Origin of the sequence: Kitasatospora sp. NPDC101157 (assembly GCF_044768255.1) — a bacterium.
Classification (GTDB): Bacteria; Actinomycetota; Actinomycetes; order Streptomycetales; family Streptomycetaceae; genus Kitasatospora.
The window spans coordinates 128,172-154,276 of record NZ_JBIWPL010000006.1 but is presented as its reverse complement, the minus strand read 5'-3'; the positions used below and the strand labels follow the sequence as shown (position 1 = coordinate 154,276).

Here is a 26,105-nt window from a genome sequence, read left to right as displayed (position 1 = left end):
CCGTCACCCGTCCCGTGCCAAGGAGAAGCGCTTCTCCTCGGGGGATCGCCCGAGGCGGTGGGCCGAGTGAACGCCCCCGTCCCGCCGTCCGAGCCGCTGTTCACCGAGGGCTGGGAGGACACCGCCCCGGCCGGGCTCGCCGCCGAGCCGCCCGCGTGGGAGGAGCCGATCCCGCTCGGCCAGGCCCGCGCCCTGCCACCGTTTCCCACGGACGCACTGCCCAAGTGGCTGGGTGCCATGGTCGACGCCGTGGCGGAGGAGACCCAGACCCCCGCCGACCTGGCCGGCGGCATGGCGCTGGCCGCGCTGTCCACAGCCTGTGGAGGAAGGGCGGTCGTCTCCGTGCGCGGGCGCTGGCGCGAGCCGGTGAACCTGTACCTGGTCACCGCCCTGCCGCCCGGCAACCGCAAGTCCGCCGTCGTCGCCCTCATGAGCGCCCCTGTCCTCGCGGTCGAGAAGACCTTGGTGGAGCGGGCGAACGCCCAGATCGCCGAGGCGGAGGTCACGGCCAAGCTCGCCCGCTCCGCCGCCGAGAAGGCCGCCCAGAAGGCCGCCAACGCCGACCCGGACCACCAGGACAAGCTGACCGCCGACGCGATCAGCCTCGCCCAGGCCGCCGAACAGGCCGTCGTCCCGGTCCGCCCGCAGCTCATCGCCCAGGACGTCACCGCCGAGAACGCCGCCACCCTGCTCGCCGAGCAGGGCGGGCGCCTGGCCCTGATGTCCGCCGAGGGCGGCGGCATCTTCGACATCATCGCGGGCCGCTACAGCGGCAAGCCCAACATGGACGTCTTCCTCCAGGGCCACGCCGGCGACATGCTCCGCGTCAACCGGCAGGGCCGCGAAGCCCAGTTCATCGAAGCCCCCGCCCTCACCATGGGCCTGGCCATCCAGCCGTCCGTCCTGGAGGACATCGCCAAGGTGAACGGGTTCGACGGCCGCGGCCTGCTCGCCCGCTTCCTCTACGCCGTCCCCGAATCCCTGGTCGGCTACCGCAACCTCGAACCCGACACCGTCCCGGACGAGGTCGCCGACGCCTACGCGGAGAAGATCCGCACGCTCACCCTGGCCATGGCCGAGTGGACCGACCCCGCCGTCCTCACCCTCAGCCCCGAGGCTGCCGCCGTCATGCTGCAGCACCGCACCCAGGTCGAGCACAAGCTCCGCAAGGGCGGGCCCCTGCGGCCCATCGCCGAATGGGCCAGCAAGCTCGACGGCGCCGTCGCCCGCATCGCCGGCCTGCTCCACCTGGCCGACCACCCCCACGACGGCTACGCCACCCCCATCAGCGCCGACACCCTCACCGCCGCCGCCCGCATCGGCGCCTACTACACCGCCCACGCCCTGACCGTCTTCGACGCCATGGGCGCCGACCCCGCCCTCGCCAAGGCCCGCACCGTCCTGGCCTGGCTCCAGGCCAACCCCGCCGACAGCCACACCAAACGCGAGATCTTCCGCGCCATGCCCAGCGGCGCCTTTCCGGCCGTCACGGACCTCGACCCGGCCCTCGCCCTCCTCGAAGACCACGGCTGGATTCGGCAGGAACCGCAGCCCCTGCGTACCTCCCGGGGTGGACGTCCGCCGTCCCCCCGCTACCAGACCCACCCCCAGCTCACCCGACTCACCACCTGACCCGCCGACACAACCGACAGAACCGACACAACCCCACCCCACCCGCTCCTACCTGCGAGAACACCCGATCCGCCCCGGGTGACGGAACCGGACACAAACCCCGACACAACCCACTTGCCCGACCAGGCAGGGGTTTCTGTCGGAGTTTCCGACCGGTTCCGTCACCCACCCCGCCAACCACAAAGCCCCAGCTCAAAGCCCCAGAGAAGAGGTTCTGTCAGTTCTGGCGGTTCTGTCAGCCCTCAAAGGGCACCCACCAGTGCCCCGCGTGCCCGCAATGTGCCGCTCACCCCCTCCGCCAAGGAGTAGCCGTAGTGACCGTCACCGCCCTCGGGGACCACCCCGACTACGACCCCACGCTCGTTGCCCTCACCGTCGAAGAGGCCGCCCGCCGACTCATGATCGGCCGCACCACGATGTACGCCCTGATCCGCGACGGCGAGATCGAGACGATCCCCATCGGCCGGGCCCGGCGTGTGCCGGCCGAGGCCGTTGTCGAGTTCACCCGCAGCCGCATGCGGAAGCACACCACCAACCCCATCGCAGCCTGAGGAGGCAGCACCCTTGGCGACCCGTCAGCCCAACGGCGGTTCCAGCATCTACCAGGACAAGGACGGCAAGTGGCACGGCCGCGTGACCGTTGGCGTCAAGGACGACGGCACGCCGGACCGGCGCCACGTTCGTGGGAAGACCCGGGCGGAGGTGACCAAGAAGGTCCGGGAACTGGAGAGGAAGCGGGACGACGGCAACGTCCCGAAGGCCGGGAAGAAGTGGACCGTGGCGGAGTGGCTCACTCACTGGGTGGAGAACATCGCCGCGCTGCACGTCCGGCCGAACACCCTCGCCGGGTACCGGGTGGCGGTGAACGTTCACCTGATTCCCGGGGTCGGCGCCCATCGGCTGGAGAAGCTGGAGCCGGAGCATCTGGAACGGCTCTACAAGAAGATGCAGGCCAACGGCAGTAAGCCCGCCACCGCGCACCAGGCGCACCGGACCATCCGGACGGCGCTCAACCAGGCGATCCGGCGCGGGCACCTCACCCGCAACGTCGCCTCGCTGGCCGTCGCCCCCAAGGTCGAGGAAGAGGAGGTTGAGCCGTACGAGGTGGAGGAGGTGCAGGCGCTCCTCCTGGAAGCCGGGAAGAACCGGAACAGCGGCCGGTGGGCCATCGCGCTGGCACTCGGCCTGCGGCAGGGGGAAGCGCTCGGGCTCCAGTGGCGGGACGTCGACCTGGAGGCGGGCACTCTGCGCGTCCGGCAGGCCCGGCAGCGACCGAAGTACGAGCACGGGTGCTCGGAGCCGTGCGGGCGGAAGCACGCCGGCCGGTGCCCGGAGCGGGTCCGGATGAACGCGGATGCGGCGCTCACAAAGTCTCGGGCAGGTAAGCGGCTGATCGGCCTTCCGGATCAGCTCGTGAAGCTGTTGAAGCTCCACAAGGAGGAGCAGGACCGGGAGCGGCTGGCCGCCCGTCAGGAGTGGGTGGAGGGCGGATGGGTCTTCGCCTCGGAGACCGGCCACCCGCTCATCCCGCGCACCGACTGGGACCGATGGAAGCAGCTGCTCGCCGCCGCCGGCATCCGGGACGGGCGCCTGCATGACGCTCGTCACACCGCCGGGACCATCCTGCTCCTGCTCGGCGTCCCCGAGCGGATCGTGATGCAGATCATGGGGTGGTCCAGCACCGCCATGACCCACCGGTACCAGCACGTGACGGCCCGAATCCGGCGCGACGTGGCGAAGCAGATCGGCGGCCTCATCTGGGAGGTGGCCAAGGACTCGACCGATTGAGTGAATCGCTCCCGCCAGGCCGACAGGCTCCGCGAGACTGTGCCGACCAACAACAGGCACAGGGGCGGGCATGACGAAGTACATCATCCGAGGGACCTTCGACCGCGTGGCCGCTTGCGATGAGTGTCAGACGCAGGTTGAGCGGCCAGTGGTCCTGGAAACGGTGGGTTGGGACGGCAAGCCGCTTGGGCACCGCTCACTCGTCGGTTTGGACTGCGCAGCCACGCTTACCCGAAAGGATCGCGGCGTGGTCGAGCGGGAGGCTGGTTGGGCGGACGACAAGCGGCGGGAAGAAGAGCGCCGTACCGCCGCGCGGGAGGCGGAGCGCCAGCGGCGTGAACCGCTTGAGCGGCAGTGGCTGCTGGAGCGGTACGGCGTGGATGACGTCTTTGAGGCCGCCGAGAAGAGCGGGATCGAGGTCTCCGTCCTCTGGGAGGAGCAAGATGCCTGGGTGGACAGTCAGCTGTAGCCGACCAAAACCAGGCAAGTGAGACCGAAACTGAGACCGGCATGACGAAGGGCCCCGACTGTCACCAGTCGGGGCCCTTCGTTTTCCTGCTCAAAGCGGTAGCGGTGGGATTCGAACCCACGGTGGAGTTGCCCCCACACACGCTTTCGAGGCGTGCTCCTTTGGCCGCTCGGACACGCTACCGAGGGGAACTCTACCGGACGGGTGGCGCGGTCACGAAATCCGTGTCCGCGGGCGGACCCGGGGCGGGGTCAGCGGTGGGTGTCGAAGAAGGCGCGCAGCTGCTCGCCGCACTCCTCGGCGAGCACGCCCCAGATCACCTCGGGCCGGTGGTTGAGCCGGCGGTCGCGCATCACGTCGAAGAGCGAGCCGGCCGCGCCGGCCTTCTCGTCGAGGGCGCCGTAGACCACTCGGTCGATCCGGGACAGCACGATGGCGCCGGCGCACATCGTGCAGGGCTCCAGGGTCACCACCAGGGTGCAGCCGCTGAGCCGCCACTCCCCGGTCCTGCCGGCGGCCTGCCGGATCGCGACCACCTCGGCGTGCGCGGTCGGGTCGCCGACCGCCTCGCGCTCGTTGTGGCCGCGTCCGAGCACCTCGCCGTCCGGGCCCAGGACGAGCGCCCCGACCGGGACGTCCCCGGTGGCCGGCGCCAGGGCGGCCTCGGCGATGGCGAGGCGCATCGGCGCCGCCCAGCGGTCGCGGACCGGGTCGGGGCGGACGGGAGCCGGCAGCGGGGGGACGTGCGGGACGGTCGGCGGAGCGGAGGCGGGCTGCATGGCATCCAGTGTCGGGCATCCGGTGGTGGACACCGGCCTGACCGGTGCCGCTACCGGACCGCCTCCAGTACCTCGCCGCAGCCCAGGGCCTCGGCGATCTCCTCCAGGGCGTCGCCCGGCACCGCGCCCTCGCCGCTGAGGGCGAGCAGCTCGTCGGCGGCCAGGCCGAACTCGGTGAGCAGGTGGGCGTCGCCCAGCGGGCCGACCGGGACGCCGCCGCGGCCGTCCGCGTCCTCGTCGTCCTGCTCCTCGGCCTCGGCCTCCTCGTCCAGCAGGTGGTCCAGGTCGCCGAACTCGCTCTCGCCGGCCTGGTCGACCAGCTCGTCGGTGAGGACGGAGCCGTAGGAGCTGCGGGCGGCGGCGGCGCCGTCCGACACGAAGATCCGCGGGTCCTCCTCACCGTCCACCCGGACGATGGCGAACCAGGCGTCCTCCTGTTCGATGAAGATCAGGACGCTGTCGTCGTCCTGCGCGGAGTCGCGGGCCAGATCGGTCAGATCGGCCAGGGTTTCGACGTCGTCGAGCTCCGTCTCGCTCACATCCCACCCGTCCTCGGTGCGAGCAAGCACTGCAGCGAAGTACGCCACCAGGGACACTCCCAAGATCATCGGTCTCGGCTGTCGGCGCGCTCGGGCGACGCGAAAATCTGGCCGCCCCCGCGCCAGAGGCGGCCCGCTTGTTCGGACCGTCCCATCGGAATCGTGACAGAAAGCCCGCCCTTGCGGGGGGTGTTCGGCAGCGCGTCTTTGCAGGTCGTGTCGGAAGGGCCGGGCGGTGGACGGCGGAGCCGGGCCGGCGCCCGCCGAAGCCGGTCGAAATTTGGCCCGAACGCCTGTCGGACCGCCGGGAGGCGGAGCCGGGGCCGGGTCGCGGGGGTGGTGAACCGGGCCGGGCCCGGGTCAGATGCGGAAGGTTCGCATCCGCATCGCCTCGCGCATCCGGCGTTCCTTGGTCCGCCGGGGCTGGACCCGCTCCCTCAGCTCGCGGGCCTCGGTGAGCTCACGCAGGAAGACGGCCCGCCGCCTGCGGCGCTCCGACTCGGTCTCCGGGGGGTCCTGCGGCGGCCCGGCGCGAAGGGCCGCTCCGCCGACGGGCTCGTCCGCCGAGCCGTCCCCGGCTTTCGGGTTGCTCGTCATAAGACGTGACATTCCCAGAACGGCCGGGTTGATACCACAGGAACCGGTCCGGTCCGGACATTCGCCCTCCGTCACGGCGTGTCACGGACCGGTGACCGCGGCCGGTGGGCGGCCTGGCACGGCGTGTCGTACAGGCGTCCAGGACCGGGCTAACCTCGGTACATGCGTCTCCACGTCGTCGACCACCCCCTGGTCGCCCACAAGCTCTCCACCCTGCGCGACGAGCGCACCGACTCGCCGACCTTCCGTCGCCTGACCGACGAGCTGGTGACCCTCCTCGCCTACGAGGCCACCCGGGACGTCCGCACCGACGAGGTGGAGATCACCACCCCCGTGGCGGTCACGCTCGGCACCCGGCTCAGCTACCCGCGCCCGCTGGTCGTGCCGATCCTGCGGGCCGGTCTCGGCATGCTGGACGGGATGACCCGCCTGCTGCCGACCGCCGAGGTCGGCTTCCTCGGCATGGTGCGCAACGAGGAGACCCTGGAGGCCTCCACGTACGCCACCCGGATGCCGGACGACCTCTCCGGCCGCCAGGTCTACGTGCTCGACCCGATGCTGGCCACCGGCGGCACCCTGGTCGCGGCGATCAGGATGCTGATCGAGCGCGGCGCCACCGACGTCACCGCCGTGGTCCTGCTGGCCGCGCCGGAGGGCGTCGAGGTGATGAAGCGCGAACTGGCCGACCTGCCGGTCACCGTGGTCACCGCCGCGCTGGACGAGCGGCTGAACGAGAACGGCTACATCGTCCCCGGCCTGGGCGACGCGGGCGACCGGCTGTACGGCACGGCCGGCTGATCCCCCTTCCGAACGTCCGAGAGCCCCCGGCGCTGCGTCTGCCGGGGGCTCCGTTCTTGCCGTCCTTCTCGCTGTCGTGCGGTCAGCAGCTGCCGCCGGCGCTCGGGGTGGGGGAGGGCTTGGTGGCCAGGGCGAGGGCGGCGGCCGCCTGGGTCTCGTCCAGCAGGGCGTTGTAGCTGTCGCCGATCACGAAGTCCACGCTGGCGTCGGTGCGGGCGTCGGCGGTGACGGTGGCCCCGGCGATCTGGGAGCTCACCAGGGTGCCGGCGGCGGCGCCGGTCGGGCCGGCGATCACCTGGGCGGTGCCGGGCACCTTCTTGTCCAGCTCGGCGGGCGCGTTGCCGACCTTGCCGATGACGAAGCCGCGCTTCTTGAGCTCCTCGGCGGTCCGCCCGGCCAGGCCGGCCTTGGTGGTGGCGTTGTAGACGTTCACCGTGACGGCCGTGGGCGCGGGGACGGCGTGCGGGTCCACCGGGGCGGCCGGGGTGCCGGAGGCCGCGGGGGCGCCGGGGGTGGCGCCCGGGGTCGGGGCGGCCAGCGGCTTGCCGGACGGGTTGGCGCAGGCCTGCGCGGAGGAGTTCCCGGCCCTGCCTCGGAAGATGTCGTACAGCTGCACGCCGCCGAGGCCGATCAGGGCCAGGGCGAGCAGGGCCGCGAGCGCGGCGATCACCTTGCGACTCTTCTTCGGGGGCCGGCCCAGCCGTGGGTAGGCGTTGCCGGTGACGCGGTACTGCTTCCCCTTGAGGCCTTGGGGAGTCAACATGCTCACGGTTTGTCTCCCCCTCGTGCCGGGGTGGGGTCGGGATGACGGGTGGACCGGGCAGAGGCGTCCTCCCGGTGCGGGCGGATCCCCTGGTCGCGGCCGTAGTCAGCAGCGTAGTGCCGGAGGGCTGTGAAGGTACTAAACGATCATCATCTGGAGTACCCCGGTACCCGAAAGGAGGTACCCGGGTACGCGCGGACCGCCCTCCGCCGGGTGGCGAGGGGGCGGTCGGGTGGAGTCGACGTGCGGCCGTCAGTCCATTTCGAGGACGCGGGCGTGCAGCACCTGGCGCTGCTGCAGCGCGGCCCGTACGGCCCGGTGCAGCCCGTCCTCCAGGTAGAGGTCGCCGCGCCACTTCACCACGTGGGCGAAGAGGTCCCCGTAGAAGGTCGAGTCCTCGGCCAGCAGGGTTTCCAGGTCGAGTTGGCCCTTGGTGGTCACCAGCTGGTCGAGCCGCACCGGACGTGGGGCGACGTCAGCCCACTGGCGGGTGCTCGTCCGGCCGTGATCCGGGTACGGCCGCCCATTGCCGATGCGCTTGAAGATCACACGGAAAGCCTACCGTTCGGACGGCGGATGGCCCAGCAGCTGCGGTGGCGCCACGCGCACGGTTGTGAGCTGCGGGTGGGCGATTGTGGCTGTTTGATGGGAAATGTCGTGAACATCGCCCGGTCGCGGCCGGGTTCAGGCCGCGCTTCCGGCCTCCGATCCCGTCCAGGAGCGTGCACCGATGTCCTCCGCCCCCACCCCGCAGACCGTCCGGGAGATCGCCGACGGGTACGCCTTCACCGGCCCCGCCCTCGACCTCGGGGCGGTGCTGCTGGACGGCACCGCCTACCCCGACGCGCAGGTGCGGGTCCCGCTCGGGGTGCTCAACCGGCACGGGCTGGTCGCCGGGGCCACCGGCACCGGGAAGACCAAGACCCTCCAGCTGATCGCCGAACAGCTCTCCGCCCAGGGCGTGCCGGTGTTCCTCGCCGACATCAAGGGGGACGTCTCCGGCATCGCCGCGCCCGGCGCACCGAGCGAGCGCACCGCCGGCCGGGCCGCCGAGGTCGGGCAGCAGTGGACGCCGCAGGGCTGCCCGGTGGAGTTCTACTCGCTCGGCGGGCAGGGCGCGGGCATTCCGATCCGGGCCACCGTCACCAGCTTCGGCCCGCTGCTGCTGGCCAAGGTGCTGGAACTGAACGAAACCCAGGAGGCCTCGCTCAGCCTGGTCTTCCACTACGCCGACCGCAAGGGACTGGAGCTCTACGACCTCAAGGACCTCACCGCCGTGATCGGCTTCCTCACCTCGCCCGAGGGCAAGGAGGAGCTGCGCACCATCGGCGGCCTCTCCGCGGCCACCGCCGGGGTGATCCTGCGGACGCTGACCCTGCTGGAGAACGAGGGCGCCGGGGCGTTCTTCGGCGAGCCCGAGTTCGACACCGCCGAGCTGCTGCGGACCACGCCGGACGGCCGGGGCGTGGTCTCGGTGCTGGAACTGCCCGCCCTCCAGGACCGGCCGCGGCTGTTCTCCACCTTCCTGATGTGGCTGCTCGCCGACCTGTACCAGGAGCTGCCGGAGGTGGGGGACCCGGACCGGCCCAAGCTGGTGTTCTTCTTCGACGAGGCGCACCTGCTGTTCAAGGGCGCCTCCAAGGCCTTCCTGGAGGCGATCACCCAGACCGTGCGGCTGATCCGCTCCAAGGCGGTGGGCATCTTCTTCGTCACCCAGACCCCGCGGGACGTCCCGGGCGACGTGCTCGCCCAGCTGGGCAACCGGGTGCAGCACGCGCTGCGCGCCTTCACCCCGGACGACGCCAAGGCGCTCAAGGCCACCGTCTCGACCTTCCCGCGGTCCCCGTACGACCTCGGCACGGTGCTCACCTCGCTGGGGACCGGCGAGGCCGTGGTGACGGTGCTCTCCGAGAAGGGCGCGCCGACGCCGGTCGCGGCGACCAGGCTGCGGGCGCCGCAGTCACTGATGGGACCGATCGAGGCCGGGGCGCTGCAGGCGGCCGTGGACGCCTCGCCGTTGACGGCGCGCTACCGGGAAGCGATCGACCGGGAGTCGGCGTACGAGAAGCTGGCGGCGCGGGCGCCGCGGCCGGAGGCGACGCCGGCGGAGCCGCCGGCCCCGGCCCGGCCGCCCGAGCCTTCCGAGCCGCCCGCGCCGTCCGGACGGCCCCGGCGGGAGGAGGCCGCGGGGGCGGGCGGGCTGCTGGGGTCGCTGCTCAGCAACCCGGCGGTGAAGTCCTTCGCCCGCTCGGCCGGGAGGCAGCTCGGGCAGGAGATCTCGCGCAGCCTGTTCGGGACGTCCAAGCGGCGGCGCTGAGTCAGCTCCCGAGGGCGGCGCCGATCCGGTCGAGCGAGGACAGCCGCATCAGGCCGTAGTGGTAGAACTCGACCTCGGGGACGCCGAGTCCGCGCAGGACGGCGATCTTGGCGGCGAGGTTCTCCGGGCCGTCGCAGTCCGCGGCCATCGGGCGCAGGATCACCGCCATCCGCTCCGGGCGGACGCCGTGCAGGGCGAAGGCGGCGAGCTTCTCCCGGACGGCCTCCGCGGTCCCGGCGTAGCCGAGCGTCTCGATCTGGTCGGTGGCCGCGGCGAGGGCGGGCAGGTCGATGCCGGACAGCCAGCCCCTGCCGGGGCCGCCGCCGTCCATGAAGCTCAGCCGCATGCCGTGCCGGCGGGCCCGTTCGGTGAGTTCGGCGGCGAGCGAGGTGACGGTGGTGGTGGAGGCGTCCACGTAGGCGGCGAAGGCGCCGTCGGCGAGGGCGCTCAGGTCGGCGGGCTCGGCGGCGGCCTCCTGGTCGGCCAGGCGGCGGCGCAGTTCGGTCCGGACGGCCTCGGCGACCGGCTCGGCGGGGACGCCCGCGCGGGTGGCGGCGGCGCGGCAGTGCGGGCAGAAGCAGACGCCGAGCAGTGCCTCGGCGGTCGGGCCCAGTTCCTCGAAGTAGCGCTCGTGGTGGTAGCCGTGGCGCAGGCCGTGGAAGTGCAGGGACTCGGCGCGGATCGCGTCCACGCCGTACCGGGCGAGCTCGTCGACCAGGGTCAGGGCGTACTCGCGGACCTCGGGGTGGGCCGGGCAGAGCTCGGTGAGGTGGCGGTCGCCGAAGGCGTTGGCCGGCGCGCAGTCGGGGTGGGCGAAGCCGAGCCGGTCGTTGTGGCAGAAGACCGTCCAGGCGTGCAGCTTGAGGCCGCGGCGGCCGGCCTCGGCGGCAGCCTCGGCGAAGGGGTCGCGCTCGCCGATCGCGCCGGACGGGGCGGGGGAGAGGCGGCGGCCCGCCCAGCGAGCCGGGTCGGGGCGGAAGTAGGCGGCGCCGGGCTCCAGGTAGCGGATCACCCGGCGGGGGTTGTGCGGGAAGACGTCGCGGGCCTCGTGGTAGACGGCGGCCAGGGTGACGCCGCCGACGCCGGCCCGGTCGGTGAGGTTGCCGAAGAAGGTGTCGGCGCCCTCGTCGAGCAGATCGGTGGCGAAGGCGAGGACGGACGACTCCACGGTGCGGCTCCGGAGCTGGGGGCGGGTGCGGCGTTCACGCTAGCCGGAGTGGCGGGAATGGTCTATACCTGACGCCCCCGGTCGGGTCACAGGCCCAGGTCGTCCAGTTCTTTGAGCAGGGCGGCGTTGGGGCCGGTGGGGGCGGGTGCCGTGGGGACCGGCTCCGGTCGCTCCCGGTCGCGGAGCTGCGCCGGGTTGCGGAGCAGGTAGGCGGCGGCCAGTCCGCCGATCAGTCCACCGAGGTGGCCCAGCCAGCTGACCCCGTGGGAGACCGGCAGCAGGCCGATCAGGCTCGTCCAGTAGACCGCGGCGACGCCGAGGCCCACCACCGCGTCCAGCACGTTCCGGTCGAGGACGCCGCGCAGCACGACGTAGCCCAGGTAGCCGTAGACCATGCCGCTCGCCCCGGCCGTCACGGTGTTCGAGCTCTCCAGCAGCCAGATGGTGAGGCCGCCGGACACCGTGATCACCAGGCTGGCCAGCAGGAACTTCCGCATGCCGCGGTAGGCGGCCAGGAAGCCGAGCACGAACAGCGGCCAGGAGTTGGAGATGATGTGGTCCCAACTGAAGTGCAGGAACGGCATGGTGAACATCTCCGGCAGGTCGTCCACCCGCTCCGGGCGCAGGCCGTACTCCTTGGACAGGTCGTAGTCGTCCAGCCAGTTGACCACCTGGAGGGACCAGATGACGGCCTGGAGGCCGAGCACGGTCAACAGAGCGCGGCGGGAATCCGAGAGCAACCGGGCGAGTTTCGAGGCCATGACGCCGACTGTAGGGGCGGCCGGATCGGTCGTGCACCCCATTACAGTGATCAGTGTCATTCCGACCGTGAGAGGTGCACCCCATGAGTGTTCGTCCGCCGTTGCCGTACGAGTTCCTGCCGCAGGTGCCGTCCTTCGAGCTGAGCAGCCGGGACATCACCGAAGGCGGCACGCTGGGCCAGGAGTTCATCCACGGCGGCGGCAACCTCTCGCCGCACCTGGCCTGGTCGGGCCTGCCGGAGGGCACCCGGAGCATCGCCGTCACCTGCTACGACCCGGACGCGCCGACCGGCTCCGGATGGTGGCACTGGCTGGCCCTCAACCTGCCCGCCGACACCGCCGAGCTGCCGCGCGGCGCCGGCTCCTCGGACGAGGCCCTGCCGGGCGCGGCCTCCTTCCACGGGCGCAACGACTTCCCGGACAACAAGTACGACGGCGCCGCCCCGCCGCCCGGGGCCCCGCACCGGTACGTGTTCGCGGTGCACGCGCTGGACGTGGAGAAGCTGGACGTCACCGCCGACACCCCGGCCGCCCAGATCGGCTTCAACCTCACCTTCCACACCCTCGGGCGGGCGCTGCTGACGGCCGAGTACGGGGTCTGAGTCCGCTCTTCACGTCGGGGTCCGTCGTCCACGGCGGGCCCCGAATCGACCTTCCGGGCGCCACCCTCCCGGTGCGGTTCTCCCGGCTCTGCTCTCCAGGCTCGGTTCTCCCGGCTCAGTTCTCCCGGTCGGCCGCGCGGTCGGCCCTGGTCGCGATGGTGCGCAGCTGCTCGCGCAGCTCCGGGGGTTCGTGCACCTCGAAGTCGCAGTCCAGCATCAGCAGTCCGGCCGCCAGCCACTTGAGGGAGTCGGCCCGGGAGCGCAGGCGGCAGCTGTGGTCGTCGATCGGTTCGATCTCGTGGTCGCCGGTCCAGGGCATCCGGCCGTCGACCTCGGCGGCGGGGCGGTGGACGGTGGCCAGCATGGTGTGGGTCGGTGATCGGCGGCGCAGCCGGCTCGCCACGAACACGGCGGCGTCCTCGGCCGGGAGCGGTCGCGGGGTGAAGCGGGCGCCGGTGGCGAACGGTTCGGTGATCCGGTCGACCCGGAAGAGCCGCCAGTCCTCCCGGTCCAGGTCGTAGCCGATCAGGTACCAGCGGCGGCCGGTCGAGACGAGCCGCTCGGGCTCGACGTTGCGCCTGGTCTCGGCGCCGTCGCGGGCCCGGTACGCGAAGCGCAGCCGTTCGTGGTTGGTGACGGCGCCGGCGAGCAGGGTCAGGGCCTCCGGGTCGACGGTCGGGCCGTCCCCGGTGAGCAGCGGCACGGTGGCCGTGTTCAGGGTGCCGACCCGGTGCCGCAGCCGGGCCGGCAGCACCTGGAGCAGCTTGCCGAGCGCCCGTACCGAGGCCTCCTCGATGCCGACCACGGCGTGCCCGGCGGCCGCCCGCAGGCCGACCGCGATGGCCACCGCCTCCTCGTCGTCCAGCAGCAGCGGCGGCATCGCGGTGCCCGCGACCAGCCGGTAGCCGCCGACCGCGCCCATGGTGGCCTGCACCGGGTAGCCGAGGTCGCGCAGCCGGTCGATGTCCCGGCGGATGGTGCGCGGACTGACGCCGAGCCGCTCGGCGAGTTCGCTGCCGGGCCACTCGCGCGGGGTCTGCAGCAGGGACAGCAGGTTCAGCAGCCGGGCCGGCGTGTCGCTCATGCCCTCCAGCATGCCGGACCAAGTGGGACAGGACCTGACCTACATGGCCCGTACCGTTCCGGACGTGCAGCAGCGGACGAGTGAGGAGAACGGCATGAGTACGGCGGGAGCCGACCGGCGGAGGTGGATCGCGCTGGCGATCGTGATGGTCGCCTCCTTCATGGACCTGGTGGACGTCACCATCGTCAACATCGCCATCCCGAGCATCCAGCAGGACACCGGCGCCTCCTTCAGCGCCATCCAGTGGGTCACCGGCGGCTACGCGCTGGCCTTCGCGATCGGTCTGATCACCGGCGGGCGGCTCGGTGACATCCACGGCCGCAAGCGGCTGTTCCTGCTCGGCATCGGCGGCTTCACGCTGGCCTCGGCGCTGTGCGGACTGGCCTCCGGCCCGGAGATGCTGGTCGCGATGCGGATCCTGCAGGGCGGGACGGCGGCCCTGATGGTGCCGCAGGTGCTGTCCATCATCCACGCGACCTTCCCGGCGGAGGAGCGCGGCAAGGTCTTCGGGATGTTCGGCGCGGTGGTCGGGCTGGGCGCGGTGTCCGGCCCGATGATCGGCGCGCTGCTGACCGAGTGGGACCTGCTGGGCCTCGAATGGCGGCCGATCTTCCTGATCAACCTGCCGGTCGGGATCGCCGGGCTGCTGCTCGGGCGCCGCTTCATCGACGAGTCCAGGGCCGAGCACGCGCTCAAGCTGGACCTGGTCGGCGTGGCGCTGGCCAGCCTCGGCCTGCTGATGCTGATCTACCCGCTGACCCACGGCCGGGAGGCCGGCTGGCCGCTCTGGGGCTACCTGTCGATGGCCGGGAGCCTGCCGGTGTTCGTGCTCTTCGTGGTGTACGAGAAGGTCAAGACGCGGCGGGACGGCTCGCCGCTGGTCGAACTGTCGCTGTTCCGGGTGAAGAGCTTCGCGGCCGGGATCTGCGTCCAGCTGGCCTTCGGCGTCGCGCTCGGCATCTTCTTCCTGGTCTGGACGCTCTACATGCAGGTCGGCCTCGGCTGGAGCCCGCTCAAGGCGGGTGCCACCGGCATCCCGTTCTCGCTCGCGGTCTCCACGGCGGCCGGGATCTCGGTGCAGAAGCTGGTGCCGCGGTTCGGGCGCAAGGTGCTCCAGGCGGGCGCCCTGATCATGGCGGTGGGCGTGCTCACCTACATCGGGGAGGCGCACCGGTACGGGACGGGCATCGAGGCCTGGCAGATGGCCCTGCCGCTGGTGGTGATGGGCCTCGGGATGGGGCTGATCGTCGCGCCGATCACCGACGCGATCCTGTCCGAGGTGCCGCGCCGCCACGCCGGGTCGGCCTCGGGCCTGATCAACACCGTGCAGCAGGTGGGCAACGCGCTCGGGCTCGGGCTGGTGTCGGTGGCCTTCTTCGGGGCGATGGACGACGTGGTCGCGCCGGACGCGCTGGGGGCGGCCTTCGGCGGGGCCTTCGTGCACGCGATGTGGTGGGTCGCGGGGGTGCTGCTGGCGGTGTTCCTGCTGATGTTCGCGCTGCCGCGCAAGCGCGGGGTGGCGGCCGAGGCCGGTGACCCGGACGGCGCGGAGCAGCGGGAGCCCGTCCTGGTGTGACGGGTCCGGCTCCGGGTTCCCCGGGACCGGCTCGGGGGTCGGTGGTTCCGGGGTGAGGGCCTCGGTCGCGCTGCGCGGCCGGGGCCCCCATCGCACACTGGGAGGGTCATGGACCGTACGGCGGTGGACTCCTCGGTGCTGCGCTCGGTCGGGTACGACCCGCGGGCGCGGGTGCTGGAGCTGGAGTTCACCGGCGGGCCGGTGTACCGGTACGCGGGCGTGCCGGCACGGGTGCACCGGGAACTGCTCGCGGCGGAGAGCCACGGACGGTACTTCGTCCGGTCGATCCGCGGGCGGTACGCCTACGCCCTGGTGTCCGGGCGCGGCTAGCCGCTGCTGTCCCGGGGCCGTGGCCTCAACGGGCGGCGGCGGCGGTGGCGGTCCGGGTGGTGGTGCGGGGCTTGGCGGCGGCCTTCGCCTCCTTCGCCGCCCGCTTCGCCTCCTGCTTGAACTCCCGTACCAGGGCGAGGGATTCGGGGCCGGTGATGTCGGCGACCGAGCGGTGCGCGCCCTCCTCGCCGTACACGCCCGCCGCCTCGCGCCAGCCCTCGGGCCGTACCCCGTACTGCTTGCCGAGCAGGGCCAGGAAGATCTGCGACTTCTGCTTGCCGAAGCCGGGAAGGGCATTGAGGCGGCTGAGCAGTTCCTTGCCGGTGCGGGTGTCCTTCCACAGCGCAGCAGCGTCGCCGTCGTACTGCGCGACGAGGAACTGGCACAGCTGCTGCACCCGTTTGGCCATCGCGGCCGGGTAGCGGTGGACGGCCGGTTTCGCCGAGAGCAGCGCGACGAACTCCTCCGGACTGTAGGTGGCGATCTCGTGGGCGTCGAGGTCGTTGCGGCCGAGCCGCTGGGCGATGGTCCACGGGCCGGTGAACGCCCATTCCATCGGCACCTGTTGGTCCAGCAGCATGCCGACGAGCGCGGCGAGCGCACTCCGTCCGAGCAGTTCGTCGGCCTCGGGCTGCTGGGCGAGCCGGACGGTGACGTTCATGAGGTTCGGCCTCCTCGGAGTTGACGTCGGTCGGCGCCCAGTCTGGATGACGCGGCGTGGACGGACGCGGTCAACACGCCCGTACCTGGGGAAGTCTTGGTGTTTACCGCCCTTGTCAGTCCTGCTTTGTTCGTTGGCGGAGCGGTTGTTGAAAGTTCCCCCGAGTCGACGCGGAAACATTTTTGTCCGCGGCTGTCACATCCGCCGGGTGCTCCGGGTCAGTGCTGTGTCCGACCGGATCCGACCGAATCGGATCGACCAGCCACCGAACGGGGAGCACTCCAATGTCCGTCGCCCACACCGTCGTCACCCTCCTCGGCGCCCTCATGGTCGGCTTCTCGGCGTACTCCGTCTTCGCCGGCGCCGAGTACGTCGTGGGGCCGCTGGCCGAGTACGGCGTCCCGCGCGCCTGGTGGACCTGGCTCGGCGTGGCCAAGGCCGCCGGAGCCCTCGGGCTGCTGGTCGGCCTCGCCGTCCCGGCCATCGGCTACGCGGCCGCCGTCGGCATCGTCCTCTACTTCCTCGGCGCCGTGATCACCGTCGCCCGCGCCCGTGCCTACGCCCACGTCCCCTTCCCCCTGATCTACCTGGCCCCGGCCGCGGCCTCCCTCGTCCTGGGCCTCGCGGCCTGACCGCCCGCCCGCCGCAGGGGCGGTCCACCATCCGGTGGGCCGCCCCTGTTCGGGTCAATGAGGTCATTTCATATGACTGTTGCTGTTGTTGCGGTGAACAGTGGTGACGGGACGCCATTCTTGGTTCCAATCGACGCGTCCAGAAAGGCTCGCCCGCCGTGACCCAGCCGTTCGAACTGCCGTCCTTCTACGTGCCGCACCCGGCGCGGCTCAATCCCCACCTGGACCGGGCACGGGCCCACTCGTCGGAATGGGCCCGGGAGATGGGCATGTTGGAGGGATCCGGGATCTGGGAGCAGGCCGACCTGGACGCCCACGACTACGGGTTGCTCTGCGCGTACACCCATCCCGACGCCTCCGCCGAGGCGCTGTCGCTCGTCACCGACTGGTACGTCTGGGTGTTCTTCTTCGACGACCACTTCCTCGACATGTACAAGCGCACCAACGACCGGCGGGCTGGCAAGGCGCACCTCGACCGGCTGCCGCTGTTCATGCCGGCCGATCCCGAGGCGCCGGTGCCGGAGCCGGAGAACCCGGTCGAGGCGGGTCTGGCCGATCTCTGGCGGCGGACCGTGCCGGTGATGGGGGAGGACTGGCGGATCCGGTTCGCCGAGAGCACCCGCAACCTGCTCAACGAGTCGCTGTGGGAGCTGGCCAACATCGACGCGGGCCGGATCGCCAACCCGGTCGAGTACATCGAGATGCGCCGCAAGGTCGGCGGGGCGCCGTGGTCGGCGCAGCTGGTCGAGTTCGCGGCCGGGGCCGAGGTGCCGAAGGAGGTGTCCGGTTCGCGCGCGCTGCGGGTGCTGATGGACGCCTTCTCCGACGGCGTGCACCTGCGCAACGACATCTTCTCGTACCAGCGCGAGGTCGAGGACGAGGGCGAACTGAGCAACGGCGTCCTGGTGCTGGAACGGTTCCTGGAGTGCTCCACCCAGGAGGCCGCCGAGGCGGTCAACGACCTGCTCACCTCGCGCTTGCAGCAGTTCGAGAACACCGTGTTCACCGAACTGCCGGTGCTGTTCGAGGAGACCGGGCTCGACCCGGCGGGCCGGGCCCGGGTGATGGCGTACGTCAAGGGGCTGCAGGACTGGCAGTCGGGCGGGCACGAGTGGCACATGCGGTCCAGCCGGTACATGAACGGCGGTGGAGCGGCGGCGGGTTCGGCCGGTGAGGTGGCACCGGGCACGGGCGGGGAGCTGCCGGGGCTGCCCGGGGCCGGCAACTGGTGGGACCAGTACGCGATCGGCGGGATCGGGACCTCGGCGCTGGACGTCCTGCGCAAGGGCGTCGGGACGCCGCAGGCCCCGGCGGCTCCGGCCGTACGGCGGGCGCGCTCGCACGGACACGTGCCGTTCCGGCCGGTCGGGCCGTCCCGGCTGCCGGAGTTCGAGCTGCCGTTCGCGCTGTCGCTCAGCCCCCACCTGGACGGCGCGCGGGAGCGGGTGGTCGAGTGGGCCGAGCGGGTGGGCCTGCTGGCCGAGCACCCCGGACTCCCCGGATCGGGCATCTGGGACGCCGAGTCGATGCGCGACTACGACCTGCCGCTGTGCGCGGCCGGCATCCACCCCGACGCCACCGCCGACCAACTCGACATCGCCTCGGCCTGGTTGGCCTGGGGCACCTGGGCCGACGACTACTACCCGAGGATCTTCGGCCGCACCCGCGACCTGGCGGGCGCCAAGGCCGCCAACGCGCGGCTGCCGCTGTTCATGCCGGTGGACGGCGAGCCCGTGCCGGAGCCGGTCAACGCGCTGGAGCGCTCCCTCGCCGACCTCTGGGAGCGGACCGCGGGCCCGTTGCCCGTCGAGGCCCGGGGCGCGCTGCGCGAGTCGGTCGAGGTGATGACGGCCAGCTGGATCTGGGAGTTGAGCAACCAGATCCAGAACCGGGTGCCGGATCCGGTCGACTACCTGGAGATGCGCCGCTCCACCTTCGGCTCCGAACTCACCTCGATGCTCGCCCGGCTCGGCCACGGGAGGACCGTCCCCGCGGAGGTGTACCGGCACGGCTCGATGCGCGCGCTGGAGAACTCCGCGATGGACTACGCGTGCATGATGAACGACGTCTTCTCGTACCAGAAGGAGGTCGAGTACGAGGGCGAGCTGCACAACGCGGTGCTGGTGGTGCAGAACTTCTTCAACTGCGACTACCCGTCTGCGGTGCGGATCGTCGACGACCTGATGCGCTCCCGGCTGGACCAGTTCCAGCACGTCGCGCAGCGGGAACTCCCGGTGATGTACGAGGACTTCGAGCTCGGCGCGGAGGCCAGGGAGCTGCTCGACGGGTACGTGAAGGAGCTGGAGAACTGGCTCGCGGGCATCCTGAGCTGGCACCGGGGCTGCCGCCGGTACCGCACCGAGGACCTGGAGCGGCACTTCGGCGTCGAGCGGGACCTCGCGGGCGCGGTCCGGGCCCGGGCCGCGGCAGCGGTCGAGGCCGGGTCCGGGTCCGGGGCCGGGTCCGGAGCAGGGGCGGTGACGGGCACGGTGCCGCTCGGCCCGACCGGCCTGGGCACCACCTCGCTGCGCCCGCCGGTGCGCGGGGCCGTACCGGCGGGCTGAGACGGGCACCGCGCCGCGGGAGCGAACCCGCGCGGGCCGTCCCGCGCGGGTTCGCCGGACGCGCCCTAGGCTGGCCAGTCGGGGGCCGTGTGCGCCTTCCGGCGTACGTCCGCACCGTCATGGACAAGGGCTGAGAGATGGCTGCGCTACCTGAGGGCACACCCTGTTGGGCCGACGCGATGTTCAGCGACGTGGAGGGCGCCAAGGCCTTCTACGGCGACGTCCTGGGCTGGACCTTCGGCGAGAGCTCGTCGGAGTTCGGCAACTACACCCAGGCGTACTCGGACGGCAAGGCGGTCGCCGCGATCGTGCCGCCGATGCCGGGCAGCCAGGCGCAGCCCGCCTGGTGCCTGTACCTGGCCTCGCCGGACGCCGCCGCCACCGCCGAGCGGATCCGGACCCACGGCGGCGAAGTGGTGATGGGGCCGATGCAGGTCGGCGACTTCGGCACCATGGTGATCGCCAGGGACCCGGGCGGAGTGGTGTTCGGCGTCTGGCAGGCCGGGATCCACCACGGCTTCGAGAAGCAGGCCGAGCCCGGGGCGTACAGCTGGGCCGAGATCGTCACCCGCGAACCGGCGAAGGCCGACTCCTTCTTCCCGGCGGTCTTCCCGTACGGCACGCAGAAGATGGACTCCGAGCAGATCGACTACCGGATGTTCCTGGTCGGCGGCCGGCCGGTGCTGGGCCGGATGGGGGCGGAGGGCGACTTCCTGCCGCCCGGGGCGCCCTCGTACGTGAGCGTCTACTTCGCCGTGGACGACACCGACGCGGCGATCGAGCGGCTGAGGAAGCAGGGCGGCAAGGTGTACGCCGGGCCGATGGACAGCCCGTTCGGGCGGTTCGCGGCGGTCGGCGACCAGCAGGGCGCGGCCTTCGGGCTGATCGACCTCGGCCGCACGGTGGGCGAGCGGCCGCCGGCCGTGGACGTCTGATGGGGGAGCGCGAGGACCTCGTCGAGACCCTGGACAGGCACCGGAACCTGCTGCGCCGCACCCTGCGGGACCTCACCGACGAGCAGGCCGCCCGGCGCACCACGGTCAGCGCGCTGTGCCTGGGCGGCCTGGTCAAGCACGTCGCGGCGGTCGAGGCGCGCTGGGCGCGGTTCGTCACCGGCGGCGCGGAGGCGATGCGCGGCGGTGACGGCGAGGGGGACTGGGCGGAGCAGTTCCGGATGACGGAGGGCGACACACTGGCCGGGCTGCTCGCCGGCTACGAGGCGGTGGCGCGCGGCACGGACGAACTGGTGCGGAGCCTGCCCGACCTCGACGCCGCCCACCCGCTGCCGTCGGCGCCCTGGTTCGAGCCGGGGGCGAGCTGGTCGGCCCGGCGGGTGCTGCTGCACCTGATCGCGGAGACCGCGCAGCACGCCGGGCACGCGGACATCATCCGGGAGGCGCTGGACGGGGCGAAGTCGATGGGCTGAGCAGCCGCTGTCGCGAGTGGTCTCAGGACACCTCGACGCCGAGCAGCTCGCGCAGCGCCCGGCAGCCGTCCGGGGTGACCTTCAGGGCCCGGCCGGAGCCGATCGGCTCGACCCAGGCGCGGTCCAGCGCGGTGCGGCACAGGGCCGCGCCCAGCGCGCCGCCGAGGTGGCTGCGGCGCTCCGTCCAGTCCAGGCAGCTGCGCACCACCGGGCGCCCGCCCGGTCGGCCGGTGTGCGGCGGCAGTGCGATCGCCTGGGCGGCCAGCCAGCTGTGGCCGCGCTCGGTGACGGCGAGTCCGGCGCGGTCGGCGACCAGGCCGCGGTCGAGCAGGGCGTCGGCGACGGCCACGCCCAGGCGGCCGGCCAGGTGGTCGTAGCAGGTGCGGGCGCGGGCCTCGGCGCTCTGCCGGGTGGCCTGGCGGAGGTTCCGGGGCTCCGGCCGGCCGGAGCGGACGGGGGCGCCCGGGGGAGCGGTGCGGCCGGGCGCGGCGGCCTCGGCCGTGGCCTGGGCGAAGACGGCGAGGTCCTCGATCATCGTCGCGACGGCGCTGGAGGCCAGCCGGACGTACCGGTGCCGCCCCTGCCGCGCCTCGGCCAGCAGGCCGCCCGCGATCAGCCGGGACAGGTGCTCGCTGGCCGTCGACGGCGCGACGCCCGCCGACCGGGCCAGCTCGCCCGCCGTCCAGGCGCGGCCGTCCAGCAGCGCGCAGCAGAAGGCGGCGCGGGTGGGGTCGGCGAGCAGCGCGGCGAAGGCGGTGAGCGCCGAGCCCCGTGGGTCCACTGTCATGCGTCCATGATCGGCCATGCCTCCAGGGTCCACCCAGCACTGTTCGGCCGGGACCGAAACGACCCGGGGCCAGGATGACGGCATGAGCGATCCGAGGACCCAAGATCCGACGTGCCCCGCACTGACCCTCTCCCGCCACGAGGACGTGACCGCCGCCCTGGCCGACCCGGCACTGGTCCCGCCGCCCGCGACGCCCGGCCCGTACGGCACGGTGGCCTGGCTGCGGTCCACCGTCGCCCGGTTCAGCGCGGGCGAGCCGCACGCCCGGCGCCGGGCGCTGGTGGTGGCCGACCTGGAACGGCTGGACTCGGTCGAGCTGCGGGTCCTGGCCGCGGGCGGCTTCGAGCCGGACCTCCGGCTGCGGGTGGTGCGGACGCTCGCGCGGGCGCTCGGCCTGGCGGACCCGGAGGCCGTCGCCCGGGACGTGAAGGCGGTCGCCCGGGCGTACTTCGAGCCGGCGCCGGACGATCCGGCGGCGGACGCGGCGGTGGCCCGGCTGCTGCCCGCGATGGGCGACGACGACCCGGAGACGGCCGCCAACCGGATCGGGCTGCTCGTCCAGGCCTGCGAGGCCACCGCCTCCCTGGTCGAGCACGCCCGGCGCAGCGGTGGCGGACCGGCCGCCGCCCTGCGGGACGATCCGCCGGTCCGGGCGATGCGCCGCTTCGCCGCCCGGGCGACCGAGGTCGGCGGGGTCGCGGTCCCCGCCGGGGCGCACGTGCTGCTCGACCTCGACGCCGCCCGGGAGCCGGGCCGCGAGCCACTGGCCTTCGGTGCCCCGCCCCGGCTCTGCCCGGGCCGCGCGCAGGCGATGGTGATCGCCGAGGGCATCCTCTACGGCTCCTCCGATCCGGCGGACACCTCCCGGCCGGCCGCCGAGGAACCCCTCGCCCAGGACGAACTCGCCGCCCTGATCCCGGAGATGATCGACCACGTGCTCGCCCTGGCGGACACCTGGACGGCCTGGGACGGCCGCCCGTTCCGCGCCGACGGCCGGACCTACACCCCGCACAAGGCGATCCGCCGGGTCACCGACCACCTCCTCGACCACTGGGCCGAGCTGGAGGCCCGGCTGGCCGGCGAGCCAGCCCCCGCCGACCACTGGCACGCCTCCAACGTCACCACCCCGGCCGACCTGGTGCCGTTCACCACCGCCGACCTGGACGAGGCCCGCAGCCGCCTCACCCGGCTCGGCCGGATCTGGTCCCTGCGGGTCGCCGCACTGCCGGAACCGCAGTTGGACGACTCGCCGGGGACGGGCTGGAGCTTCCGGCACATCGTGTGCCATCTCGCCAGGGCCGGCCTCTACTACGCGGACTCGGTGGGCCCGATCGAGCGGCCGGAGGCGGCCCGATGACGCCATCCGTCCCGACGGCCGCCTTCGCCGCCCTGCATCACCGCCCCGGCCGTCCGCTGCTGCTCCCGAACGCCTGGGACCACGCCTCGGCCGCCGCCCTCGCCGCGGCCGGTCACCCCGCGATCGGCACCACCAGCCTGGGGGTGGCGGCCGCCGCCGGACTGCCCGACGGCGCGGCCGCCACCCGCGGGGAGACCGTACGGCTGGCCCGGCGGCTGGGCCGCGACGGCTTCCTGCTGAGCGTCGACGTGGAGTCCGGCTTCAGCGACGACCCGACCGAAGTGGCGGCTCTGGCGCTGGAGTTGGCGGAGGCCGGCGCGGTCGGCATCAACCTGGAGGACGGCCGGCCGGACGGCGCGTTGGCGCCGTCCGCCGTCCACGCGGCGAAGGTCGCGGCGGTGAAGGCCGCCGTGCCGGAGCTCTTCGTGAACGCCCGCACCGACACCTACTGGTGCGGCACCGAGGACGCCGAGCGGGAGACCGTGCGGCGGCTGGACGCCTACCGACGGGCGGGCGCGGACGGGGTGTTCGTGCCCGGGCTGGCCGATCCGGCGGTGATCGCCCGGCTGGTCGACCGGCTGTCCGTCCCGCTCAACATCCTCTGGACGCCGGCCGGTCCGGGCCTCGCCGAGCTGGCCGGGCTCGGGGTGGCCCGGGTCAGCCTGGGCTCGCTGCTGTACCGCTCGGCGCTGGCGGCGGCGGTGGCGACGGCCGCCGCCGTGGCCTCGGGGGGACCGGTCGCTCCGGTGCCGGGTTACTCGGAGGTGCAGGCGCTGAGCGGGAGTTGACGGCGCGTGGTCGGGGGAGGGCGGTCCGGGCTCAGCGCCCGGCCCGCCTCGCCTCGATCCCGTCCAGGATCACGTTGAGGCCGCGCAGGAAGCCGCTGTCCCGGCCGGCCTCGATCTCGTCCGGCACCTGGGTGGTGTACAGGCGGTGCAGTCGCGGGTGCGTCCTGGTGGCCTCGACGACGGCGGGCAGCAGCTGTTCCATGAACTCCTGTTCGCCCTGGCCGCTCCTGGTCAGCGCGCTCAGCCAGGCGGCCTCCACGCTGGCGGTGCCGATGGTGTAGCCCATGACGACGCCCATCACGTCGTTGGCCTCGCCGATCTCGAAGCCGGCCGTCTCCATCAGGGCCAGCAGGGCCTCGGAGAGCCGCATCCAGTTGGGACCGAGGTAGACCATCCCGACGTCGCCCATCACGGCGACCATCCAGGGGTGGCGCACGACGGCGGCGCGCATGGCCTGGGTGCACTCGACGATGGCCGTGCGCCAGACCTGCGGGTCCTCGGCGCCCTCGGCCCGGGCCAGCGGGAGTTCGCCGAAGACGTGGTCGACGACCAGGGCGAGCAGTTCCTCCTTGTTGGCGACGTGGGTGTAGAGCGAGGTCGCGCCGGCGTTGAGGCGGGCGCCGAGCTTGCGCATGCTCAGCGCGTCGATGCCCTCGGAGTCCAGCAGCGCGAAGGCCTCGGCGACGATCTGCTCGCGGCTGAGGGCGGGCTGGGTCCGCCGTTTCTGCGGACGGTTCCACGGCGACGGGATGCCCGGCTGCGTACCGGTGCGTCGCTCCGGCGGGGTGTCCTCCGACTTGGCCGTCATCAGGCCCTCCATTCCACGTGCCCCCTGGTCGGGGCGGTGCGTCCAGCATAGGCCCCGGCTCCGCACAGCGTACGGCCTTGCGAACAGTGTTCGGCGTCCGTACAGTGTTCGGCGTGGCGCACACCGTTCGGTCGGGGACGGGTGGACGGTGTGCGCCACGAAGGGACTTCCGCGCGGCTCGTCGCCGACGCGAGGACGTGCGCGGGGCCGCGGCCGACGCGCCGAAACACAAGGGGGGATCGCGGTGGACCGTCACCCGCGTCGCTGGCTCATCCTGGTCGTGCTCTGCCTCAGCAGCCTGGTGCTGGTGATCGACAACATGGTGCTCACGGTGTCCATCCCGCCGATCGCGGAGGACCTCAAGGCCGGGGCGCAGGACATCCAGTGGATCATCGACTCGTACATCCTGGTCTTCGCCGGTCTGCTGCTGACCTCGGGGAGCCTCTCCGACCGGTTCGGCCGACGAAAAGTGATGGTCGTCGGGCTGGCGCTGTTCGGCGCCGCCTCACTGGTCGCGGCGGTCGCCGCGAGCCCCGGTGAGCTGATCGCCGGCCGGGTGCTGATGGGCGTGGGCGGCGCCCTGGTCATGCCGAGCACCCTCTCCATCCTGATCACCGTCTTCGACGACGAGGAGCGGCCCAAGGCGATCGCCGCCTGGAGCGCGGTGGCCATGATCGGCCTGGTCGGCGGTCCGGTGCTGGGCGGCGCGCTGATCGCGCACTTCTGGTGGGGCGCGGTGTTCCTGCTCAACGTGCCGGTCGCGGTGGTGGCCATCGTCGCGGCGGTCGTGCTGATGCCCGAGTCCAAGGGCCCGTGGCGCAAGCCCGACCTGCCCGGCATGCTGCTCTCGATGGTCGGGATGACCGCTCTGGTCTGGTCGATCATCGTCCTCCCGAGGGACGGCTTCGCCCACGTCGGCACCCTCGGCTCGATGGCCGTCGCGGTCGCCGCGCTCACCGGCTTCGGCATCCGCCAGGTCCGTACCGATTCGCCGATGGTCCCGCTCAAGCTGTTCCGCAACCGGGTCTTCACCGGCGCGAGCTTCTCCCTCGTCCTGCTCACCTTCGCCACCGGCGGCCTGATGCTGGTGCTCACCCAGTACCTGCAGTTCGTCCTGGAGTTCACGCCCACCGACACCGGCCTGGCCTTCATCCCGCTGGCCGTCGCCTCGCTCGCCTTCAATGTGATCGGCGCCGCGCTCGGCAAGAAGCTCCCGGCCCGGGTGCTGACCGCCGTCGGCATGGTGATCATCGCGGCCGGCTTCGGCCTGCTGGCCACGCTCTCGGTCGGCGACGGCTTCGCCAAGGTCGCCCTGGCCATGCTGGTGCTCGGCATCGGCTCCGGACTGGGCATGCCGGCCGCCGCCAACGCCCTGATGGGGGCGATCCCCGGCGAGCACGCCGGGGTCGGCTCCGCGCTCAACGACACCATCCAGCAGTCCGGTGCCGCGCTCGGCGTGGCCATCCTCGGCACCGTGCTCTCCAGCACCTACACCGGCTCGATGCCCACCGACGCCCCCGCCCCGGCCCGGCACGCCGTCACCGACGCCCTCGTCCTCTCGGCCGGCAGCGGGGACACCGCCCTGGCCCGGGCCGCCCGGGAGGCCTTCAACACCGCCACCTCCACCACCTTCACGGTCGGCGGCATCGCCGTTCTGGCGGCGGCGGTGCTCACCCTGGTGCTGATGCGGGGCACGGCGGCCGGGAAGGCCCCGGTCGAGCCCGCCGGGGCCGCCGAGCCCACCGTCGAACCCGCCGTCGAGGCGGTGGTCTGAGCCCCTTCGAAGCGGCCGGTACCCCGCCGGCCGTAACCCCCCGCCGGCCCCGGCTGCCCCGCGCAGCCGGGGCCGGCGGGCTTCCCGGGACGCGGGCTTCCCGGG

At 72.8% G+C, this 26,105-nt stretch carries 27 protein-coding genes and 1 tRNA gene; 16 read left to right on the top strand and 12 right to left on the bottom strand.

The annotated features are described in order from the left end of the window. Positions 1 to 66 precede the first annotated feature (66 nt). The 4 genes from ACIRVF_RS15755 to ACIRVF_RS15740 all read left to right on the top strand — a co-directional run bounded on the left by ACIRVF_RS15755 (position 67) and on the right by ACIRVF_RS15740 (position 3,889). Entirely contained in the window at positions 67 to 1,632 is a 1,566-nt protein-coding gene (locus tag ACIRVF_RS15755) for a YfjI family protein (RefSeq protein WP_402817124.1), read from the top strand. 314 nt (positions 1,633 to 1,946) lie between these two features. Then, positions 1,947 to 2,183 (top strand): helix-turn-helix domain-containing protein, encoded by a 237-nt coding sequence (locus ACIRVF_RS15750; RefSeq protein ID WP_402817122.1) that lies wholly within the window; start codon positions 1,947 to 1,949, stop codon positions 2,181 to 2,183. Between the two features lie 13 nt (positions 2,184 to 2,196). Beyond that, positions 2,197 to 3,420, top strand: a complete 1,224-nt coding sequence (locus tag ACIRVF_RS15745) for a tyrosine-type recombinase/integrase (protein ID WP_402817120.1) — start codon at positions 2,197 to 2,199, stop codon at positions 3,418 to 3,420. A 70-nt stretch (positions 3,421 to 3,490) separates the two neighbouring features. Beyond that, a complete protein-coding gene (locus ACIRVF_RS15740; protein ID WP_402817118.1) occupies positions 3,491 to 3,889 on the top strand; it encodes a hypothetical protein in 399 nt (132 codons plus the stop codon). A 96-nt stretch (positions 3,890 to 3,985) separates the two neighbouring features. On the opposite strand, the gene ACIRVF_RS15735 is transcribed toward ACIRVF_RS15740, so the two are convergent. The 4 genes from ACIRVF_RS15735 to ACIRVF_RS15720 all read right to left on the bottom strand — a co-directional run bounded on the left by ACIRVF_RS15735 (position 3,986) and on the right by ACIRVF_RS15720 (position 5,804). Next, positions 3,986 to 4,072: transfer RNA gene (locus ACIRVF_RS15735), tRNA-Ser, on the bottom strand. Positions 4,073 to 4,140: 68 nt separating this feature from the next. Beyond that, a complete protein-coding gene (gene tadA / locus ACIRVF_RS15730; RefSeq protein WP_402817116.1) occupies positions 4,141 to 4,668 on the bottom strand; it encodes a tRNA adenosine(34) deaminase TadA in 528 nt (175 codons plus the stop codon). Positions 4,669 to 4,718: 50 nt separating this feature from the next. Continuing rightward, positions 4,719 to 5,276, bottom strand: a complete 558-nt coding sequence (locus ACIRVF_RS15725; protein WP_402817114.1) for a tRNA adenosine deaminase-associated protein — start codon at positions 5,274 to 5,276, stop codon at positions 4,719 to 4,721. A 291-nt stretch (positions 5,277 to 5,567) separates the two neighbouring features. Further along, entirely contained in the window at positions 5,568 to 5,804 is a 237-nt protein-coding gene (locus ACIRVF_RS15720) for a hypothetical protein (RefSeq protein ID WP_402817112.1), read from the bottom strand. 162 nt (positions 5,805 to 5,966) lie between these two features. Here ACIRVF_RS15720 and upp point away from each other — a divergent pair, with 162 nt between their 5' ends. After that, on the top strand, positions 5,967 to 6,602 hold the full coding sequence (gene upp, locus ACIRVF_RS15715) for a uracil phosphoribosyltransferase (protein WP_030278500.1): 636 nt from the start codon (positions 5,967 to 5,969) through the stop codon (positions 6,600 to 6,602). 82 nt (positions 6,603 to 6,684) lie between these two features. On the opposite strand, the gene ACIRVF_RS15710 is transcribed toward upp, so the two are convergent. Together ACIRVF_RS15710 and ACIRVF_RS15705 are read right to left on the bottom strand one after the other, a co-directional pair. Next, the gene (locus ACIRVF_RS15710) at positions 6,685 to 7,365 is read right to left on the bottom strand and encodes a LytR C-terminal domain-containing protein (protein WP_402817521.1); all 681 of its coding nucleotides are present in this window, start codon (positions 7,363 to 7,365) and stop codon (positions 6,685 to 6,687) included. Positions 7,366 to 7,617: 252 nt separating this feature from the next. After that, complete coding sequence (locus ACIRVF_RS15705; protein WP_014136828.1) at positions 7,618 to 7,914, bottom strand: type II toxin-antitoxin system VapB family antitoxin; 297 nt, start codon at positions 7,912 to 7,914, stop codon at positions 7,618 to 7,620. A 181-nt stretch (positions 7,915 to 8,095) separates the two neighbouring features. On the opposite strand from ACIRVF_RS15705, the gene ACIRVF_RS15700 reads away from it, so the two are divergent. Next, positions 8,096 to 9,682 carry a helicase HerA-like domain-containing protein gene (locus ACIRVF_RS15700; protein WP_402817110.1) on the top strand — a complete coding sequence of 529 codons (1,587 nt, stop codon included), beginning with the start codon at positions 8,096 to 8,098 and terminating at the stop codon, positions 9,680 to 9,682. 1 nt (position 9,683) lies between these two features. Here the strand turns inward: ACIRVF_RS15700 and ACIRVF_RS15695 are convergent, their stop codons facing one another. Both ACIRVF_RS15695 and ACIRVF_RS15690 read right to left on the bottom strand, forming a co-directional pair. Beyond that, positions 9,684 to 10,850, bottom strand: coding sequence for a hypothetical protein (locus ACIRVF_RS15695; RefSeq protein ID WP_402817108.1), 1,167 nt, complete (start codon positions 10,848 to 10,850; stop codon positions 9,684 to 9,686). 86 nt (positions 10,851 to 10,936) lie between these two features. Continuing rightward, the gene (locus ACIRVF_RS15690; protein WP_402817106.1) at positions 10,937 to 11,611 is read right to left on the bottom strand and encodes a rhomboid family intramembrane serine protease; all 675 of its coding nucleotides are present in this window, start codon (positions 11,609 to 11,611) and stop codon (positions 10,937 to 10,939) included. Between the two features lie 83 nt (positions 11,612 to 11,694). On the opposite strand from ACIRVF_RS15690, the gene ACIRVF_RS15685 reads away from it, so the two are divergent. Beyond that, a complete protein-coding gene (locus ACIRVF_RS15685; protein ID WP_402817104.1) occupies positions 11,695 to 12,213 on the top strand; it encodes a YbhB/YbcL family Raf kinase inhibitor-like protein in 519 nt (172 codons plus the stop codon). Positions 12,214 to 12,328: 115 nt separating this feature from the next. Here the strand turns inward: ACIRVF_RS15685 and ACIRVF_RS15680 are convergent, their stop codons facing one another. Continuing rightward, entirely contained in the window at positions 12,329 to 13,297 is a 969-nt protein-coding gene (locus tag ACIRVF_RS15680) for a helix-turn-helix transcriptional regulator (protein ID WP_402817102.1), read from the bottom strand. Positions 13,298 to 13,340: 43 nt separating this feature from the next. Here ACIRVF_RS15680 and ACIRVF_RS15675 point away from each other — a divergent pair, with 43 nt between their 5' ends. Continuing rightward, on the top strand, positions 13,341 to 14,873 hold the full coding sequence (locus tag ACIRVF_RS15675; RefSeq protein ID WP_402817519.1) for an MFS transporter: 1,533 nt from the start codon (positions 13,341 to 13,343) through the stop codon (positions 14,871 to 14,873). Positions 14,874 to 14,981: 108 nt separating this feature from the next. After that, positions 14,982 to 15,203 carry a KTSC domain-containing protein gene (locus ACIRVF_RS15670; protein WP_402817100.1) on the top strand — a complete coding sequence of 74 codons (222 nt, stop codon included), beginning with the start codon at positions 14,982 to 14,984 and terminating at the stop codon, positions 15,201 to 15,203. 25 nt (positions 15,204 to 15,228) lie between these two features. On the opposite strand, the gene ACIRVF_RS15665 is transcribed toward ACIRVF_RS15670, so the two are convergent. Beyond that, the gene (locus tag ACIRVF_RS15665) at positions 15,229 to 15,864 is read right to left on the bottom strand and encodes an HhH-GPD-type base excision DNA repair protein (RefSeq protein ID WP_402817098.1); all 636 of its coding nucleotides are present in this window, start codon (positions 15,862 to 15,864) and stop codon (positions 15,229 to 15,231) included. Positions 15,865 to 16,148: 284 nt separating this feature from the next. On the opposite strand from ACIRVF_RS15665, the gene ACIRVF_RS15660 reads away from it, so the two are divergent. From ACIRVF_RS15660 to ACIRVF_RS15645, 4 genes are all read left to right on the top strand, one after another. Continuing rightward, positions 16,149 to 16,496 carry a DoxX family protein gene (locus ACIRVF_RS15660; RefSeq protein ID WP_402817097.1) on the top strand — a complete coding sequence of 116 codons (348 nt, stop codon included), beginning with the start codon at positions 16,149 to 16,151 and terminating at the stop codon, positions 16,494 to 16,496. 158 nt (positions 16,497 to 16,654) lie between these two features. Then, the gene (locus ACIRVF_RS15655) at positions 16,655 to 19,060 is read left to right on the top strand and encodes a germacradienol/geosmin synthase (RefSeq protein WP_402817095.1); all 2,406 of its coding nucleotides are present in this window, start codon (positions 16,655 to 16,657) and stop codon (positions 19,058 to 19,060) included. A 137-nt stretch (positions 19,061 to 19,197) separates the two neighbouring features. Then, positions 19,198 to 19,995 carry a VOC family protein gene (locus ACIRVF_RS15650; RefSeq protein WP_402817093.1) on the top strand — a complete coding sequence of 266 codons (798 nt, stop codon included), beginning with the start codon at positions 19,198 to 19,200 and terminating at the stop codon, positions 19,993 to 19,995. Beyond that, complete coding sequence (locus ACIRVF_RS15645) at positions 19,995 to 20,486, top strand: DinB family protein (protein ID WP_402817091.1); 492 nt, start codon at positions 19,995 to 19,997, stop codon at positions 20,484 to 20,486. Before ACIRVF_RS15650 ends, ACIRVF_RS15645 begins: the two co-directional genes overlap by 1 nt. Positions 20,487 to 20,508: 22 nt before the next feature. Here ACIRVF_RS15645 and ACIRVF_RS15640 read toward each other — a convergent pair whose 3' ends face one another. Next, positions 20,509 to 21,273, bottom strand: a complete 765-nt coding sequence (locus ACIRVF_RS15640) for an ArsR/SmtB family transcription factor (RefSeq protein WP_402817089.1) — start codon at positions 21,271 to 21,273, stop codon at positions 20,509 to 20,511. Between the two features lie 82 nt (positions 21,274 to 21,355). Here ACIRVF_RS15640 and ACIRVF_RS15635 point away from each other — a divergent pair, with 82 nt between their 5' ends. Further along, positions 21,356 to 22,630 carry a hypothetical protein gene (locus ACIRVF_RS15635; RefSeq protein ID WP_402817087.1) on the top strand — a complete coding sequence of 425 codons (1,275 nt, stop codon included), beginning with the start codon at positions 21,356 to 21,358 and terminating at the stop codon, positions 22,628 to 22,630. Then, positions 22,627 to 23,418: an isocitrate lyase/phosphoenolpyruvate mutase family protein gene (locus tag ACIRVF_RS15630; RefSeq protein ID WP_402817085.1), complete on the top strand. Its 792-nt coding sequence runs from the start codon at positions 22,627 to 22,629 to the stop codon at positions 23,416 to 23,418. Before ACIRVF_RS15635 ends, ACIRVF_RS15630 begins: the two co-directional genes overlap by 4 nt. 31 nt (positions 23,419 to 23,449) lie before the next feature. On the opposite strand, the gene ACIRVF_RS15625 is transcribed toward ACIRVF_RS15630, so the two are convergent. Then, positions 23,450 to 24,226 (bottom strand): TetR/AcrR family transcriptional regulator, encoded by a 777-nt coding sequence (locus ACIRVF_RS15625; RefSeq protein ID WP_402817083.1) that lies wholly within the window; start codon positions 24,224 to 24,226, stop codon positions 23,450 to 23,452. A gap of 244 nt (positions 24,227 to 24,470) precedes the next feature. Between ACIRVF_RS15625 and ACIRVF_RS15620 the strand changes: the two genes are divergently transcribed. Then, the gene (locus ACIRVF_RS15620; RefSeq protein ID WP_402817081.1) at positions 24,471 to 26,000 is read left to right on the top strand and encodes an MFS transporter; all 1,530 of its coding nucleotides are present in this window, start codon (positions 24,471 to 24,473) and stop codon (positions 25,998 to 26,000) included. Positions 26,001 to 26,105 lie beyond the last annotated feature (105 nt).

Bases quoted from the DNA above. Each gene is read 5' to 3' on its own strand.
- ACIRVF_RS15740 (WP_402817118.1), top strand. From the start codon at position 3,491: ATGACGAAGTACATCATCCGAGGGACCTTCGACCGCGTGGCCGCTTGC.
- tadA (WP_402817116.1), bottom strand. From the start codon at position 4,668: ATGCAGCCCGCCTCCGCTCCGCCGACCGTCCCGCACGTCCCCCCGCTG.
- ACIRVF_RS15725 (WP_402817114.1), bottom strand. From the start codon at position 5,276: ATGATCTTGGGAGTGTCCCTGGTGGCGTACTTCGCTGCAGTGCTTGCT.
- ACIRVF_RS15720 (WP_402817112.1), bottom strand. From the start codon at position 5,804: ATGACGAGCAACCCGAAAGCCGGGGACGGCTCGGCGGACGAGCCCGTC.
- upp (WP_030278500.1), top strand. From the start codon at position 5,967: ATGCGTCTCCACGTCGTCGACCACCCCCTGGTCGCCCACAAGCTCTCC.
- ACIRVF_RS15710 (WP_402817521.1), bottom strand. From the start codon at position 7,365: ATGTTGACTCCCCAAGGCCTCAAGGGGAAGCAGTACCGCGTCACCGGC.
- ACIRVF_RS15700 (WP_402817110.1), top strand. From the start codon at position 8,096: ATGTCCTCCGCCCCCACCCCGCAGACCGTCCGGGAGATCGCCGACGGG.
- ACIRVF_RS15690 (WP_402817106.1), bottom strand. From the start codon at position 11,611: ATGGCCTCGAAACTCGCCCGGTTGCTCTCGGATTCCCGCCGCGCTCTG.
- ACIRVF_RS15685 (WP_402817104.1), top strand. From the start codon at position 11,695: ATGAGTGTTCGTCCGCCGTTGCCGTACGAGTTCCTGCCGCAGGTGCCG.
- ACIRVF_RS15680 (WP_402817102.1), bottom strand. From the start codon at position 13,297: ATGAGCGACACGCCGGCCCGGCTGCTGAACCTGCTGTCCCTGCTGCAG.
- ACIRVF_RS15675 (WP_402817519.1), top strand. From the start codon at position 13,341: ATGGCCCGTACCGTTCCGGACGTGCAGCAGCGGACGAGTGAGGAGAAC.
- ACIRVF_RS15670 (WP_402817100.1), top strand. From the start codon at position 14,982: ATGGACCGTACGGCGGTGGACTCCTCGGTGCTGCGCTCGGTCGGGTAC.
- ACIRVF_RS15665 (WP_402817098.1), bottom strand. From the start codon at position 15,864: ATGAACGTCACCGTCCGGCTCGCCCAGCAGCCCGAGGCCGACGAACTG.
- ACIRVF_RS15660 (WP_402817097.1), top strand. From the start codon at position 16,149: ATGTCCGTCGCCCACACCGTCGTCACCCTCCTCGGCGCCCTCATGGTC.
- ACIRVF_RS15650 (WP_402817093.1), top strand. From the start codon at position 19,198: ATGGCTGCGCTACCTGAGGGCACACCCTGTTGGGCCGACGCGATGTTC.
- ACIRVF_RS15645 (WP_402817091.1), top strand. From the start codon at position 19,995: ATGGGGGAGCGCGAGGACCTCGTCGAGACCCTGGACAGGCACCGGAAC.
- ACIRVF_RS15640 (WP_402817089.1), bottom strand. From the start codon at position 21,273: ATGACAGTGGACCCACGGGGCTCGGCGCTCACCGCCTTCGCCGCGCTG.
- ACIRVF_RS15635 (WP_402817087.1), top strand. From the start codon at position 21,356: ATGAGCGATCCGAGGACCCAAGATCCGACGTGCCCCGCACTGACCCTC.
- ACIRVF_RS15630 (WP_402817085.1), top strand. From the start codon at position 22,627: ATGACGCCATCCGTCCCGACGGCCGCCTTCGCCGCCCTGCATCACCGC.
- ACIRVF_RS15625 (WP_402817083.1), bottom strand. From the start codon at position 24,226: ATGACGGCCAAGTCGGAGGACACCCCGCCGGAGCGACGCACCGGTACG.